The organism is Nostoc sp. ChiVER01, from assembly GCF_034531155.1.
In the GTDB taxonomy this organism is placed as follows: domain Bacteria; phylum Cyanobacteriota; class Cyanobacteriia; order Cyanobacteriales; family Nostocaceae; genus Nostoc.
Genome location: NZ_JAVRBS010000004.1, coordinates 283610 through 298171 on the forward strand (window position 1 = coordinate 283610; position 14562 = coordinate 298171).

11 protein-coding genes are annotated in these 14562 nt (G+C 42.9%); 5 read left to right on the forward strand and 6 right to left on the reverse strand.

What is annotated here, in order from left to right; translation table 11 throughout:
* Positions 1-164 precede the first annotated feature (164 nt).
* Together RMY00_RS08035 and RMY00_RS08040 are read right to left on the reverse strand one after the other, a co-directional pair.
* Positions 165-1067 (reverse strand): S1 RNA-binding domain-containing protein, encoded by a 903-nt coding sequence (locus RMY00_RS08035; RefSeq protein ID WP_322647033.1) that lies wholly within the window; start codon positions 1065-1067, stop codon positions 165-167.
* Between the two features lie 108 nt (positions 1068-1175).
* The gene (locus tag RMY00_RS08040) at positions 1176-1916 is read right to left on the reverse strand and encodes a dienelactone hydrolase family protein (protein WP_322647034.1); all 741 of its coding nucleotides are present in this window, start codon (positions 1914-1916) and stop codon (positions 1176-1178) included.
* Between the two features lie 286 nt (positions 1917-2202).
* Here RMY00_RS08040 and RMY00_RS08045 point away from each other — a divergent pair, with 286 nt between their 5' ends.
* Positions 2203-3186, forward strand: a complete 984-nt coding sequence (locus tag RMY00_RS08045; RefSeq protein ID WP_322647035.1) for a GntR family transcriptional regulator — start codon at positions 2203-2205, stop codon at positions 3184-3186.
* A 140-nt stretch (positions 3187-3326) separates the two neighbouring features.
* On the forward strand, positions 3327-4523 hold the full coding sequence (locus tag RMY00_RS08050) for an FAD-dependent monooxygenase (protein ID WP_322647036.1): 1197 nt from the start codon (positions 3327-3329) through the stop codon (positions 4521-4523).
* A gap of 14 nt (positions 4524-4537) precedes the next feature.
* On the opposite strand, the gene RMY00_RS08055 is transcribed toward RMY00_RS08050, so the two are convergent.
* The 4 genes from RMY00_RS08055 to tig all read right to left on the reverse strand — a co-directional run bounded on the left by RMY00_RS08055 (position 4538) and on the right by tig (position 9413).
* Positions 4538-5458, reverse strand: coding sequence for an alpha/beta hydrolase (locus RMY00_RS08055; RefSeq protein WP_322647037.1), 921 nt, complete (start codon positions 5456-5458; stop codon positions 4538-4540).
* A gap of 97 nt (positions 5459-5555) precedes the next feature.
* Positions 5556-6896, reverse strand: a complete 1341-nt coding sequence (gene clpX / locus RMY00_RS08060; protein WP_229482839.1) for an ATP-dependent protease ATP-binding subunit ClpX — start codon at positions 6894-6896, stop codon at positions 5556-5558.
* A gap of 9 nt (positions 6897-6905) precedes the next feature.
* A complete protein-coding gene (gene clpP, locus RMY00_RS08065) occupies positions 6906-7604 on the reverse strand; it encodes an ATP-dependent Clp endopeptidase proteolytic subunit ClpP (RefSeq protein ID WP_322647038.1) in 699 nt (232 codons plus the stop codon).
* A 363-nt stretch (positions 7605-7967) separates the two neighbouring features.
* Positions 7968-9413, reverse strand: coding sequence for a trigger factor (gene tig, locus RMY00_RS08070; RefSeq protein WP_322647039.1), 1446 nt, complete (start codon positions 9411-9413; stop codon positions 7968-7970).
* An 833-nt stretch (positions 9414-10246) separates the two neighbouring features.
* Here tig and RMY00_RS08075 point away from each other — a divergent pair.
* The 3 genes from RMY00_RS08075 to RMY00_RS08085 all read left to right on the forward strand — a co-directional run bounded on the left by RMY00_RS08075 (position 10247) and on the right by RMY00_RS08085 (position 14362).
* Positions 10247-11293, forward strand: coding sequence for an aspartate-semialdehyde dehydrogenase (locus RMY00_RS08075; RefSeq protein WP_322647040.1), 1047 nt, complete (start codon positions 10247-10249; stop codon positions 11291-11293).
* Between the two features lie 133 nt (positions 11294-11426).
* Complete coding sequence (dapA, locus tag RMY00_RS08080; RefSeq protein WP_322647041.1) at positions 11427-12311, forward strand: 4-hydroxy-tetrahydrodipicolinate synthase; 885 nt, start codon at positions 11427-11429, stop codon at positions 12309-12311.
* 278 nt (positions 12312-12589) lie between these two features.
* On the forward strand, positions 12590-14362 hold the full coding sequence (locus RMY00_RS08085; RefSeq protein ID WP_322647042.1) for a ribonuclease J: 1773 nt from the start codon (positions 12590-12592) through the stop codon (positions 14360-14362).
* The last annotated feature ends 200 nt before the right edge of the window (positions 14363-14562 follow it).

Consider the following 14562-nt stretch of genomic DNA (forward strand, 5'->3'; position numbering starts at 1 on the left):
GAGGCAATCAATACAAGCTATACTATTAGAAAAAAATGGGTCTTGTATTTGTTATTAGAAAATAATCGCGCGATCGCTTGCTATACAAAAGCTCTAGATTTTAGAAAAGGCAAATGTTTTCGGAGAGTGACATAAGAGGGTTATGCAAGCAGCCAACTTCAAAACTATTCAGCAGCTTTGTTATTAGCTCTATTAGCACGCGCCTCAGCCGAAGCCATCACCTCATCAAAATTCTCTAACACTTCACCAGGAAAGTTTTCCAAAACTCTGGTAGAAAGAGCAACCCGCCCTTTACCTTCATCCAAGTCAATAATTACAGCTTTAATTTGCTGACCAACTTGAAATACCTTTTCTAATGAGTCGATGAATTTTTGGCTTACCTGCTTGATATGAAGCAAGGCCCCCATACCATTTAAATCAACAAACACACCAAAAGGTTTGATGCCAGTAACTTTACCTTCCACCAGTTGACCTAGTTCTAATAAGCTGAAGTTGCTAGAACGAGTTGCTAAGCGCTGCGAAAGGATGAGTTTGTTGGTGTTTTTATTGATTTCCAAAAAGCCCACAGTCAGATTTTGACCTTTGAGAGCTTCTAAATTATCACGTTCTGCCAGGTGCGATCGCGGAATAAACCCCCGCAAAGAAAGAATATCGACGGTGACACCACCTTTATTCACACCCATAACCTTTACTTGCACAGTCTGAGCATTTTCCTGCATTTCGGCCAATCGTTCCCAGATGTGCTGAATTTCCAACTGCTTTCGAGAAAGGGTGACTTGACCTTCTGCATCCTGATCTCGGATAATCAAAAACTGCATTTCCTCTTGCAATGGCAGCACTTCCGATAAATCGGTAACTGCTCTCAAAGAAGCCTCATCGCGCGGCAGAAAAGCTGACGACTTGCCACCAATATCGACATAAGCTCCATCATGGTCAAGTTGGAACACTTTGCCATGTACAATCTGTCCCTTTTGAAACTGGTAGTCGTGTTTTTCTAGTGCTTTGGCAAAATCGTCCATTGTAAACGACGAATTGGCTGTTTGAGAAAGTTTCGATTCGGAATTCATGACTTTTGAAGATTAATTGTTATTTGATATGGTGCAACTGGAGTTTAGATTGTCATTAGTCACTTGTCATTTGTCATTTGTCCTTTGCTAATGATTAATGACTAATGACTAATTCAGTTGACTAAAGAGTTGTTGGACTTGCTCCCAAGCATCAGTAGCAGCTTTAGGATTATAACTGCCACGACGGTCACAGAAAAATCCGTGATCAGCTCCATCGTAGCGAAACACACGATAAGGAATTTTATATTTTTCTAATTCTGCTTCAATCTGATCTACTTGTTCGGGTGGGATACTTGCATCTTCTTTACCAAAGAAACCGTAGAGAGTGCCAGGAATTTCTTTGGTGCGGGTGACAGTGGGAGCTACACCTCCTGGTGTGCGAGTCGTAATTCCAGCACCGTAGAAGGAAGCCGTAGCTTTAATATCTGGTAAGGTAGCTGCAAGATATGCGACATGACCGCCAAAGCAGAAGCCAATACAACCAAAACTATCTTTTTTGACTTGAGGCAGAGTTTTGAGGTAGTCAATTGCTACTTGAATATCGCTCAATAACTCTGAGGCTTTAGTTTGCATCGCGTAGCCTCTACCCGTTTGAATATCTTCGGGTGTGTATCCGGTTTCAAAACCAGGAGCAGTCCGTTGAAAAAGTGCAGGTGCGATCGCTACATACCCAAGTTTGGCAATTCGTTCTGTAACATCCCGAATGTGAACGTTAACACCAAAAATCTCTTGTAATACCACTACTCCTGGGTAAGATCCAGCTTCTTTTGGCTCTGCTAAATAAGCAGATACTTGAATATTATCTTGCAAAAGATTAACTGTTGTGGTAATTATTGCTTGCTCTGTCATAATAATTTTTACCAGTGCTGTATGATTAGCCGTGTGTTTATTTGATATAACTATGCCAGTATGCCCAGGTCATTTCTATTTAAATTATCAATTACCAGTAGGAGCGCATTAGAAATTTGTACCAGAAAAACTTCATGTGTAAATAAAATATTTGACATGTAGCAAATGCAGCTGGTCACTAAAGGAGGGCTGAGTTAAAAGTGCTGTGTGCTGAGTAGTAAATCAACACTCCCCACTCCCCATTCCCCACTCCCCACTCCCCACTCAGTATTCAGGAGGTTTGCTGATGATTCAATTCCGTATTCAGCCAGACAGCGAAATTCCCGCATCAACCCAGCTGTTTAATCAAATCCGGTTTGCGATCGCTTCTCGGCAATATCCCCCTGCTTACAAATTGCCAAGCACAAGGGCATTAGCAATGCAAACTGGGTTACACCGTAATACCATTAGCAAAGTTTACCGTCAACTAGAAGAAGACGGATTTGTTGAAAGTATGGCTGGTTCAGGGATTTATGTTCGTCCCCAAGGTCATGAGGGCGGTAGTAGACTGCAATCACCTATACTTAAACAAAATCCTGATGCATATCAAGTTGTCCAGAAAGCACTAGATGATTTGCTCACCCAAGGATGTTCACTCAATCAAGCCAGAGAGCTATTTTTGGCGGAAATTGACTGGCGCTTGCGTTGTAGTGCGCGGGTGCTGGTTGCAGTTCCATCTTATGATATGGGTGCTGGTGAGTTGATGGTGTATGAATTAGAGCGAGCTTTAAAAATCCCAGTCCAGTTGGTAGCAATGGAAGAATTAACAGCTGTGCTAGATAAAACTACCTCTGCGACAGTGGTTACAAGTCGGTATTTTATCAGTAATGTGGAAGCGATCGCAGCTCCTAAAGCTGCACGGGTAATTCCTCTGGATATCTACGACTACAGCAAAGAACTCAGCCTCTTGAAAACCTTACCAAAAGAAAACTGTGTTGGCATAGTTAGCCTCAGTTCCGGGATTGCACGAGCCGCAGAAGTCATCCTCCACGGTTTGCGGGGAGATGAACTATTAGTGATGACTGCACAACCAAAAGATGCCTATAAACTTCAAGCAATGGTTAAACGGGCTGAAGTAATCATAAGTGATCAAGCCAGTTTTGCGGCAGTCCAAGCAGCCGTGCAAGCATCTGATGAAGATATTATTCGTCCACCGAAGCTGATTAAGGTTGAAAATTATATCGGTACTAACTCAATTAACTTGCTAAAACGAGAACTAGGTTTGAGTTAATTAAAACTTACGCCTATCTCTCAAACTCTCATTTTCTATACCCTCTGCGCCTCTGTGGTTCTCTATTCCGTAATTAATATCAATATCAAGATAATTCAACCAACATCTTTGAGAGCAACTGATACAGGAGGGATAAAGTAGTGCAAATTGTGATTGTGGGCGCAGGCCCAACAGGCGTAACACTTGCCCTGCTTCTTGTAAAACGTGGCATTGCTGTAACGTTAGTTGAAGCAGCAAAAGACTTTCATCGTGTTTTTCGTGGCGAAGGATTAATGCCCAGTGGGTTAGATGCACTAGAGCAAATGGGACTATCACCGTTGTTAGAAGATATTCCCCATCGACAACTCGACGCATGGGAATTTATTTTAGGTGAAAAGCAGTTGTTTCGAGTTGATGAACCAATGGGAGCAACCCGACCTTGTACACTGGTTTCACAACCACCGCTACTCAAAGCACTAATTTCGGAAGCTCAAACTAATGATGGGTTTGAATTTATCCAGGGTGTTCCAGTCAAAGATTTACGCTGGAGTAATCAACGTGTCGCAGGTGTAGTACTGAGCGATGGGAGAGAACTAACTGCTGACTTAGTGATTGGCGCAGATGGTCGAAATTCCCTTGTGCGACAACGTATAGGATTGGAATTGGTACGCCAGCCCAAAAATATTGATATTCTCTGGTTTAAGCTTGCCGCCAGCCCTGAGTTTGCAGCCAATAATGTATTTCGTACTATTGTAAATGGCGATCGCGTATTTACCATCTTTCACGGAGCAGAGTCAGGTAAACTGCATCTGGCTTGGGTGATGTCCGCAACCGAAAACACTGACTCCAAGCAAGCCAACTGGGCAGAGATTTTTGCCTCGCTATCACCCTCATGGCTAGCAGAGCATTTCCGTAATCATGCAGACACCATCGAATCGCCCATTAGGCTGTCTGTTGTGGTTGGTTATTGTCCACAGTGGCACGTACCAGGGGTACTACTTTTGGGTGACGCTGCACACCCAATGTCTCCTGTCCGCGCTCAAGGAATCAATCTTGCATTCCGTGATGTGATTGTCGCTGCTAATCATCTTGTGCCACTGTTGCACAGAGAAGCTGGACACCAGGAGATTGACATGGCATTATCGCACATCCAAGCGGAACGTCAGCCAGAAATTATCCGCGCCCAGCAACTCCAGTTAGAGGAAGCTAAACAAGGTGAACTACTGCGAAAAAATGCACTGCTGCGATCGCTGTTGATTCAACTTGCTCCCTTACTCCGTAAAATAATTAAAAAGTCTTGGTTAAGGCGACAATATAAAATGCGTCAAGGTATCACACAGGTACACCTAACTGTCTAAAAAACCGCCAGCAGTTATCCGACTTGTGGTTGTGGGGTGTTAATTCGCAAAAACTTTTGTACCGTTTGCAAATAAGTTGGCGCATCTTCCAACATTGGGAAATGCGCTGTGTTACGAATCATCACAAATTCCACTTTGTCACTAAGTGCGGCTGCTTGACGCCCCATCTCGGCTGGAATAATCTTGTCGTATTCTCCCGCCACGAGTAGAGTCGGCACTGTCAGCTTGGCAAACTCTTGTGGCATCACTTCAGATTGAGCCTTACTGACTGAAGTAAAAATTGTTCCTAAAGCCGCATCGTAATCTGCTTCGAGAAAATCTTCCAAAAAAGCTTGCCGCTCAGAATGTGGAATGGAACTATGCAGAAATCTGGCCATAAACATCCGGTCAACAAATGGAATTTTGCTTAACCACTTGGGACGGAATTTCACTACATAGCCACCAAATTTATGAAAAGCACTAAAGGATTTTTCGTCGTACTCAAAAACGCCGCTACAAGTTAAAATTCCTCGTTCTACTCGTTCGGGGTAGCGGTTAAAAAATAAAGTAGCAACAGACGCGCCCATTGAATGAGCATTGATATAAACACCTTGAAGATGCAACCCATCTAACAAAGCTGCCAAATCATCAGCGTATTCTTCTAATTCATAAGTTAACTCTCTGATTGCCTGTGATTCTTCCTGCGGGGATTCCGATTCGGCAACAGCTTCACTTGCTTCGGCTATAGTTGGCTTCCCACCAGAACGGCCAAACCCCCGCATATCGTAGAGTAAACAATCAAATTGCTCCGATAGAGCATTCGCGGTATTTTGCCAATATCTAGCCGAACCAGCCCAACCGTGGATGAAAACCATCACTGGTTTTACCAAAGAACCAGATGGTTTTTTCACCCATTCATAGTAATGCTCAACGCCACGAACATTAATATAAGGCATTAGTCATTTGTCCTTTATCAGTTGTCATTAGTCATTTGTCCTTGGTACATAGTAATTATTCCTTAGTTTTTGCCCAATGACTAATGACCAATGATTATTAGGCTGATTCCGGTTTCGGCAGTGAAGATGGATGTATTATCAGTTCGGCAGTTGATCGCTTCTCAACCATCTCCCGTGTTACTGTACAACGTGTCACATCCTTACGGGATGGTAACTCGTACATTACATCCAACATCAATTCTTCCACAATGCCCCGTAGCGCTCTAGCACCAGTTTTACGACGGTAGGCTTCTTGAGCGATCGCTCGTAAAGCATCTGGTTTAAAATCTAACTGGACATTATCCATCTTCAGCAGTTTTTGGTACTGCTTCACTAAGGCGCTGCGTGGTTGGGTGAGAATCGCCATCAACGCTTCTTCATCTAGCGGATCTACTACTGCTACCATTGGCACACGCCCAATAAATTCGGGAATCATGCCAAATTTTACTAGATCGTCTGGTGCTAGATGGCGGAGAGTATCTGCTGCCCGTTTTTCTTTCGATTGGCCTTCTCCAGGTTGCACAAAGCCTATTGCTTTTTTGCCAACTCTCTGATCCACAACCTTTTCTAAGCCTACGAAAGCACCACCACAGACGAATAAAATATTACTTGTATCAATCTGGATGCAGTCTTGATAGGGATGCTTACGCCCTCCTTGGGGTGGTACATTGGCGATCGTTCCCTCTAACATTTTCAGCAAGGCTTGCTGCACGCCTTCCCCAGAAACATCGCGGGTAATTGACGGGTTCTCACTCTTGCGAGCAATTTTGTCAATTTCATCAATGTAAATAATTCCTCGTTGCGCTTCCTCTATATCTAAATCTGCCACCTGCAACAGTCGCAGCAAGATATTTTCTACGTCTTCTCCCACATACCCCGCTTCTGTCAACGTCGTAGCATCGGCGACGGCAAAAGGTACATCCAGGATTTTCGCTAGGGTTTGCGCTAAGAGAGTTTTGCCGCAACCAGTCGGGCCAATTAACAAAATGTTAGACTTTTGCAATTCTACAGCATCATCTGCCGCAGCTTTGCCACTGGTTTTAGACTGAATCACTGCCAACCGTTTGTAGTGATTGTAAACAGCTACTGACAGGACTTTCTTGGCTTCGTCTTGACCAATAACGTGTTCGTCTAGATATTTTTTAATCTCTCTTGGCTTGGGTATTTGATTAAACGAAATACTAGAAGATTGAGTACGCCGTTTTTGAGGTGGTTCTGCTCTTGGTGCGGGTTGTGCAGCCGCCCCATTGGTATCGAGTAACTCCTCGTCTAGTATTTCATTACACAAGTCAACGCATTCATCGCAGATGTAGACTCCCGGCCCCGCGATTAATTTACGCACCTGCTCTTGAGACTTGCCGCAAAATGAACATTTTAAATGGGAGTCGTACTTAGACATACCAGCCTCTTATTTCAGAATGGTGACGTTTTCCCCTGCTGTGGGAAGATTTTGCCTGGAAATGACCTGATCAATCAAACCGTAGTTTTTGGCTTCTTCTGCCGACATGAAAAAGTCGCGCTCAGTATCTGCTTCAATTCTTTCTATGGGTTGACCAGTATGATGAGCCATTAACTGATTCAACTTAGCCTTAATGTAAAGAATTTCTCTGGCTTGAATTTCAATGTCAATGGCTTGACCTTGAGCGCCACCAAGTGGTTGGTGAATCATAATTCGGGAGTCGGGCAGAGACATTCGCTTACCGGCAGCCCCTGCTGTCAACAAAAATGCCCCCATGCTCGCGGCTAATCCAAAACAGATGGTAACAACATCAGGGCGAATTTGTTGTATTGTATCATAGATTGCCATCCCTGCGTAGACTGAGCCGCCGGGAGAATTAATATACAGTTGGATGTCTTTTTCTGAGTCTTCGGCGTCTAGAAATAACAACTGAGCCACGATTGAGTTGGCTACAGTATCATCTATTGGCGTTCCCAAAAAGATAATCCGCTCTCGCAGCAGGCGGGAGTAGATGTCGAAAGCCCTTTCTCCCATGCCAGATTGTTCCACCACCATCGGCACGATGTTGCTAGGGCTGTTCAACTGGGAGTTAATGTTGATTCGACTTTGGTTGCTGATGGGGTTATTTCCAGACTGCGATACAAGCATACAAGCTTTCTTTGACGATAATTTAGGACAGGTGTTTCAGCAGCAGATGCTGCCTTTTCAACGAATAGGATTTTTATAGGTACGTGTTAACCATTATGCCTCATATAATTTCCTCTCGTGTAACACAGTATCAAGCTCAGGCGATAACATGTGTCACAATTTGCTGAAAATTCATTCATTCTTTAATTATTCTGTCTTCATACCTGAGTTTTCAGGATTTAAGAGTAATTGGGCATTGGGCATTGGACAATAATTAGTAGTTATTCTCTCCCTGTTCCCCCTGCTCTCCCATCTCTTTTAACTTACCCATTTCACCAGTACTTTAACTCAGGACTGGTGAACTCATGGCTGTGGGATTGTTAATTATCCTTCTGTGACTTCTGTTGAAGCAACGCTTGTTTCTTCCTCTGTCTGAGGTGCATCCGCATCCGTATCCGCATCTAATTCTGCGGCTTCTGTTTCTTCTGCGGGGCTTAAGGAACCTTCGGGTACAAGTTCAACTGAGGAATGTTCTAATAGCCAATCAATGGTTTTTTCGGTTAATAGTTCGTTTTCCACGATTGAGCGCAGTCTATCTTCATCAACGTCTTGTTCTTCTGGGTACTGTTCCAAAAGTTCTGTGACTCTGGCTGCAATTTCTTCAGGTGTTACCTCGATAGATTCACGTTTAGCAACTTCTCGCAACGACAAGGAGCGTTTGATGCGTTCAATGGCTTCAGTACGCGATCGCTCCCGCAATTGAGGAATAATATCTTGAGTAAACAACTTCCTCACATCCAATCCCTGCTGAGACAGGCGCATTGCTGTTTGCGTTAGCATGGCATCCACTTCTTGCTCAATCATGGTTGCTGGTAAGTCAACTTCTACGTGCTTGAGCAGTTCCGTTAACAAAGCTTCTTGCTTATTTGTTTTTGTTTTGTCGTCCGCCTCTTTTTGATATTGCTCGACCAAAGAAGCACGCAACTCCTCTAAGGTTTCAAAATCGCTGATTTCTTGGGCGAAATCGTCATTTACTTCTGGTAGTTCCTTTTCCTTGAGTTCTTTGAGCGTCACTGTGAAAGTTGCTGCTTTTCCAGCTAAATCTTCATTAGCATAAGGATCTGGGAACTGGGCCGCAATTTCTCTGGTTTCTTCCGGATTCATCCCCACTATTCCCGAAATAAAGCCTGGAATAAACTTATCTTCTTGCAACTCAACTTGAAAATCAGTTGCTTCGGCTCCGGGAATCGGTTCTAGTTCAGCTGTTTCGTCTTCGCCTTCACCTCTGGCGAATGAACCTTTAAAATCGACTACGGCAATATCACCGATTTGGGCTGCACGTCCTTCCACAGGAATCAGTGTCGCCAATTCTTGACGTTCTTTGTCAAGGTTTGCGTCCACTCGTTCTGGATCGAACTTGACTTCTTCAGCCTTTGCTTGCAAATCAGTGTACTGAACTAGATTCACTTCTGGTTCTACATCGACAGCAGCCAAAATCGTGAGAGGTTTTCCAGGTTCATAATTCTTAATTAAATCCTCAAAGGAGGAGCGCAATTGCGGCTGACCTATTGCCGGGATAGCTTCTTGTTTAACCGCTTGCTCAATACCGTCTTGAATTAATTCTTCTAGCGCTGCTGCCTTGATCCGAGTTGTACCCAGCCGTTGTAGCAATATCGGCCGAGGTACCTTGCCTTTACGAAACCCAGGAATATTGGCAGTACTGGCTAAGTTTTTAATGACCTGTTCGTAAGTTTGCTTGGTAATTTCTGGCGTAATCTCTATTTCCAGGCCAATTTGGCTGGCGGGAAGTTTTTCCTGGGTAACTTTCATGCTTCGTCTCTAGTTTTCTGGTATTTTATACTCCAAGTACACACAAGATGCAATAATTGTTTGCGTTTATGGCTTGATGTGTCTTAAGGGAACGGAATGCCAAAAGGCTTTATGACATCCAAGGTTGGATGTTTGTCCTGGGGCAAAGATCCAGTTTACTGCCAATCACCAAGGACTTGACATTTTCTCTTCATAACAATTTAGTTAATGGGAGCATTTGGCATTAGTTCTTCTTTCTCCCCCTGCTCCCTCAGCTCCCTCGAAAACTTAGGAATTAATTATCCAATGGGCTAACGCCGTGATATCCTGGTTCTCAGCGACTAGATTAGTACTCCCAAGCTGAAGTTATAGTATTGAGTCTAGCTATTATTTAAGTTGTGATACAAGATTGCATCTATTACCTAACCGTATAGCTCAGTTTTATGCTGTGCTGGTTTTATCCATTTAGATCAATAGTATATTCATCATTTTGGTCAGCAACTTTGAAGCTAAGACGTTCGTCGTATTACAAGTGGGCTGCTTATGAAACGCCTAAGTGCAGATATCTCTAGTTTTCTATTAAATGGCTGTTTATTGTATAATAATATATAGTTGAAATCGATGGATAAATCGGATAACCATTGTTGTAGAGTGCAACATAACTTAATGTTTTAAATAATAAAAAAAAATAAATGTATTCAATAATTATTTAGAAATCAAGAGATTATAGATTAAATAAGAGAAAAATTTAAATTTATTCAAAATGCATTTAGATAGTGCGATCGCCATTTTAATGTGAGTAAATATTCAACAGTTTCAAATTGCAAATAAACCTCTTAAAGGAGGAAGTGAGTTTGTCTAAATCCTATCGTTTAGCTATTTTGGGGGCGACTGGTGCCGTTGGTACAGAGTTGCTGGAATTATTAGAAATCCGTAATTATCCGATTGCTGACTTGAAGCTATTGGCATCAGAGCGGAGTGTCGGGCGATCGCTGCGCTTTAAAGGGGAAAATGTTCCAATAGAGGCAGTGAGCGATCGCGCTTTTGAAAATGTTGATATAGTACTAGCTAGTGCGGGTGGTTCTACATCTAAAGCTTGGGCAGCAGTTGCTGTGGAAAAGGGTGCAGTGGTAATTGACAACTCCAGTGCCTTTCGGATGAACCCGGAAGTTCCCTTAGTAGTGCCAGAGGTGAATCCAGAAGCCGCAGCTAATCACCAAGGCATTATTGCCAACCCCAACTGCACGACAATTTTAATGGCAGTGGCAGTATGGCCGTTGCATAAAATCAAACCAGTGCAACGCATTGTAGCGGCAACCTACCAATCTGCAAGTGGTGCTGGTGCTAGAGCAATGGCAGAAGTCAAAAGGCAAACAAGCGCTATACTACAAGGACAGCCGCCAGTCGCTGAGGTATTACCTTACCCACTAGCATTTAATTTATTCCCGCATAACTCACCATTAAACGATTTGGGTTATTGTGAGGAAGAAATGAAAATGGTCAACGAAACCCGAAAAATATTTGGTACGCAGCAAATCAGAATCACTGCAACCTGTATACGGGTTCCCGTACTCCGGGCCCATTCAGAAGCCATTAATTTAGAATTTGAGACTCCCTTTAGTGCAAAGGAAGCCAGAGAGATTTTAAATTCCTCCCCTGGAGTAAAGCTCGTAGAAAATTGGGAAACTAACTATTTTCCGATGCCAATTGAAGCAACAGGTAAAGACGAAGTTTTAGTGGGGAGAATTCGTCAGGATATTTCTCATCCCTGTGGTTTGGAATTATGGTTGTGTGGTGACCAAATCCGCAAAGGCGCAGCATTAAATGCAGTACAAATCGCCGAATTGCTCGTAGAAAAAAATCTACTCAAACCATCAGCTAAAGCTTATGTTTCAAGCTAGTCATTAGTAAAAACAAACAACTAATGAAAAAGGACAAATGTGCAAATTACTGTTGAAAGAAATTTGCACATAGGTTATTACAATAGAAAACCACCAAAATATAAAAACATGGGTAATCAGGAGTGAAAACAGGGTGGGAGATTTTGGCAATGTTTTAACCGCTATGATTACGCCGTTTAAAGCAGACGGTAGTGTAGATTATGATGTAGCGGCAGAACTGGCAGCACATCTAGCTAACAACGGTACAGATACATTGGTGGTGTGCGGCACAACCGGAGAATCCCCTACCCTAACTTGGGATGAGGAATACCAGCTGTTTGTCGAGGTATTGAAGTCCGTGGCAGGAAAAGCCAAGGTAATAGCAGGTTGTGGTTCAAATTCTACCAAAGAAGCGATCGCAGCCACCCAAAAAGCGTATAAAATAGGAGTACATGGTTCCTTACAAGTTGTCCCTTATTACAACAAACCGCCACAAGCGGGATTGGAAGCGCACTTTCAGGCCATAGCACAAGCCTGTCCCGACTTACCTTTGTTGTTATATAATGTCCCCGGTCGTACCGGACAAAACCTTCAGCCAGAAACAGTTGCCCGGTTAGCTGAGGTTAGCAATATTGTCGGAATTAAAGAATCCACTGGTAGCATAGATCAGGCAAGCGAATTTCGTCGCTTGACACCAAAAAAATTTGACATCTACTCTGGTGATGATTACATGACTTTACCCTTGTTAGCGATCGGGGCAAAGGGCGTGGTAAGTGTAGCTTCTCATCTGGTAGGAAACCAACTACAGCAGATGATCCAAGCTTTTAAAGCGGGAAAAATTGAGGTAGCAAGCGACATACATCTCAAACTCTTCCCGTTGTTTAAAGCTTTATTTCTCACTTCAAATCCCATTCCAGTGAAAAAAGCACTGAAACTTCAAGGTTGGGAGGTTGGTTCAACTCGTCCGCCCCTATGTGAAGCTGATTTAGAAGTAAGTCAAAAGTTAGAAAAGGTTCTGAAAGAACTTAGTTTAATCTAGCCACCATGCGGTTAAGCGCTGTTAATCTGCCGCTTTTTAAAAATACATATAAACAATGCTCATAATTGTTCATAAGTTGCAATTAAAAATCTGTGCTACGACTGATAGACATACTATAAATTCTTCAGTATAAAGTCGATTTTATTGAATAAAAAATTGAAATCTTCAATTAAAACTTGATCGCTTTGGGACTGAATTAAGAAACAAATAATGTTGTCTTAAATACAAGTTCGTTAACTATCAACTAAATTAACCACAAGTAACAATCTAAGGAGAAAATGGCTAAAAACGAAGCTGATAATTCCGCCTTGAAAATTATTCCTTTGGGCGGTTTGCATGAAATTGGGAAAAATACCTGTCTTTTTGAGTATGACGATGAAATTATTCTCTTAGATGCAGGATTGGCTTTTCCCACAGAAGCGATGCATGGAGTAAATATTGTTCTGCCAGATACGACCTATCTGCGAGAAAATCGCCACAAAATTAAAGGGATGATCGTTACTCACGGTCATGAAGACCATATTGGCGGGATTGCTTTCCATCTTAAGCAATTTGATATCCCCGTAATTTATGGGCCCAGACTAGCAATGGCAATGCTAGAGGGTAAATTAGAAGAAGCAGGAGTGCGCGATCGCACAGAAATTAGAACAGTTCTACCACGCGATGTGGTGCGGATTGGCAAAAACTTTTTAGTTGAATATATCCGTAATACCCACTCCATTGCTGATAGTTTCACTGTTGCCATTCATACTCCCCTTGGTGTAGTCATTCACACAGGGGATTTTAAAATTGACCATACCCCAGTGGATGGTGAAAAGTTTGATTTGCAAAGGTTAGCAGAACATGGTGAAAAAGGTGTTCTTTGCCTACTAAGTGATTCTACTAATGCTGAGGTACCAGGGTTTACACCTTCGGAACGTTCAGTTTATCCCAATCTTGAGAGAGTATTTAGTCAAGCTACTGGACGATTATTTGTCACTACCTTTGCTTCTAGCGTCCATCGCATTAACATGATTTTGGATATCGCCAAAAAGCAAAATCGTGTAGTGACGATTGTCGGGCGTTCTATGTTGAACTTGATTGCTCATGCCCGCAATTTAGGTTACATCAAGTGTGAAGATAATCTGCTGCAACCATTGCACGCAGTCCGCAATCTACCTGATGAAAAAGTATTAATTTTAACTACAGGTTCTCAGGGTGAATCGATGGCAGCAATGACCCGCATTGCCAACAAAGAACATCCTCACATTAAAATCCGCGAAGGAGATACAGTAGTATTCTCTGCTAACCCAATTCCCGGAAATACGATCGCAGTAGTCAACACCATTGATAAATTGATGATTCAAGGTGCAAAAGTGGTCTATGGGCGAGATAAAGGGATTCACGTCTCCGGTCACGGCTGTCAGGAAGAACAAAAGCTGATGATTGCCTTAACTCGACCCAAGTTCTTTGTGCCATTTCACGGCGAACATCGGATGCTAGTGAAACACGCAGAAACGGCTCAGAGTATGGGCATTCCCGCAGAAAACATGATCATTATTCAAAATGGTGATATTGTCGAACTGACTGAAGATGCGATTCGCGTTGCTGGTAAAGTGCCATCTGGTATCGAATTGGTAGATACTACTAGTTCGGGTATGGTAAGTGCCAAAGTGCTGCAAGAACGGCAACGCATGGCTTCAGAAGGCATTATTACGATCGCAGCCGCCATTGATTGGAATGGTAAACTGTTGGCAAAACCAGAAATTCACCTACGAGGTGTAGTTACAAGTGTAGAGCGATCGCTCCTACAAACCTGGGTAAAACAACGCATTGAAGAAATCTTAACTGTGCGCTGGACAGAATTTGCTCCTGCCGAAGGTCAAGCAGCAGATATAGACTGGGGTGGATTGCAAGGAACTTTAGAACGAGAATTGCAACGTTCCATCCGCCGCGAATTGCAATGTCAGCCATCTGTAACTTTGTTGATGCAAATTCCTGATGAGCCACCCGTGAAAGTTGCCGATGGTAGAAGACGGCGGACTCGGACTGCTGCTCAGGTAGCATCATAGAGAATTAGAGAATTTAAGATAAAAATCTCATGCAGAAGCGCAGAGACGGAGAGTTTTTCTCACGTCTTTGCGCTTTTGCGTGAAATATAGCCTTTTATTATGAGTATAGAACTCACAGTTAATAGTAATTGCCTATAGTTCTTAGAAGCGGCCACCAATTTGTACACCTGCGTCTACAGATGAACGAAAAAATACATCTG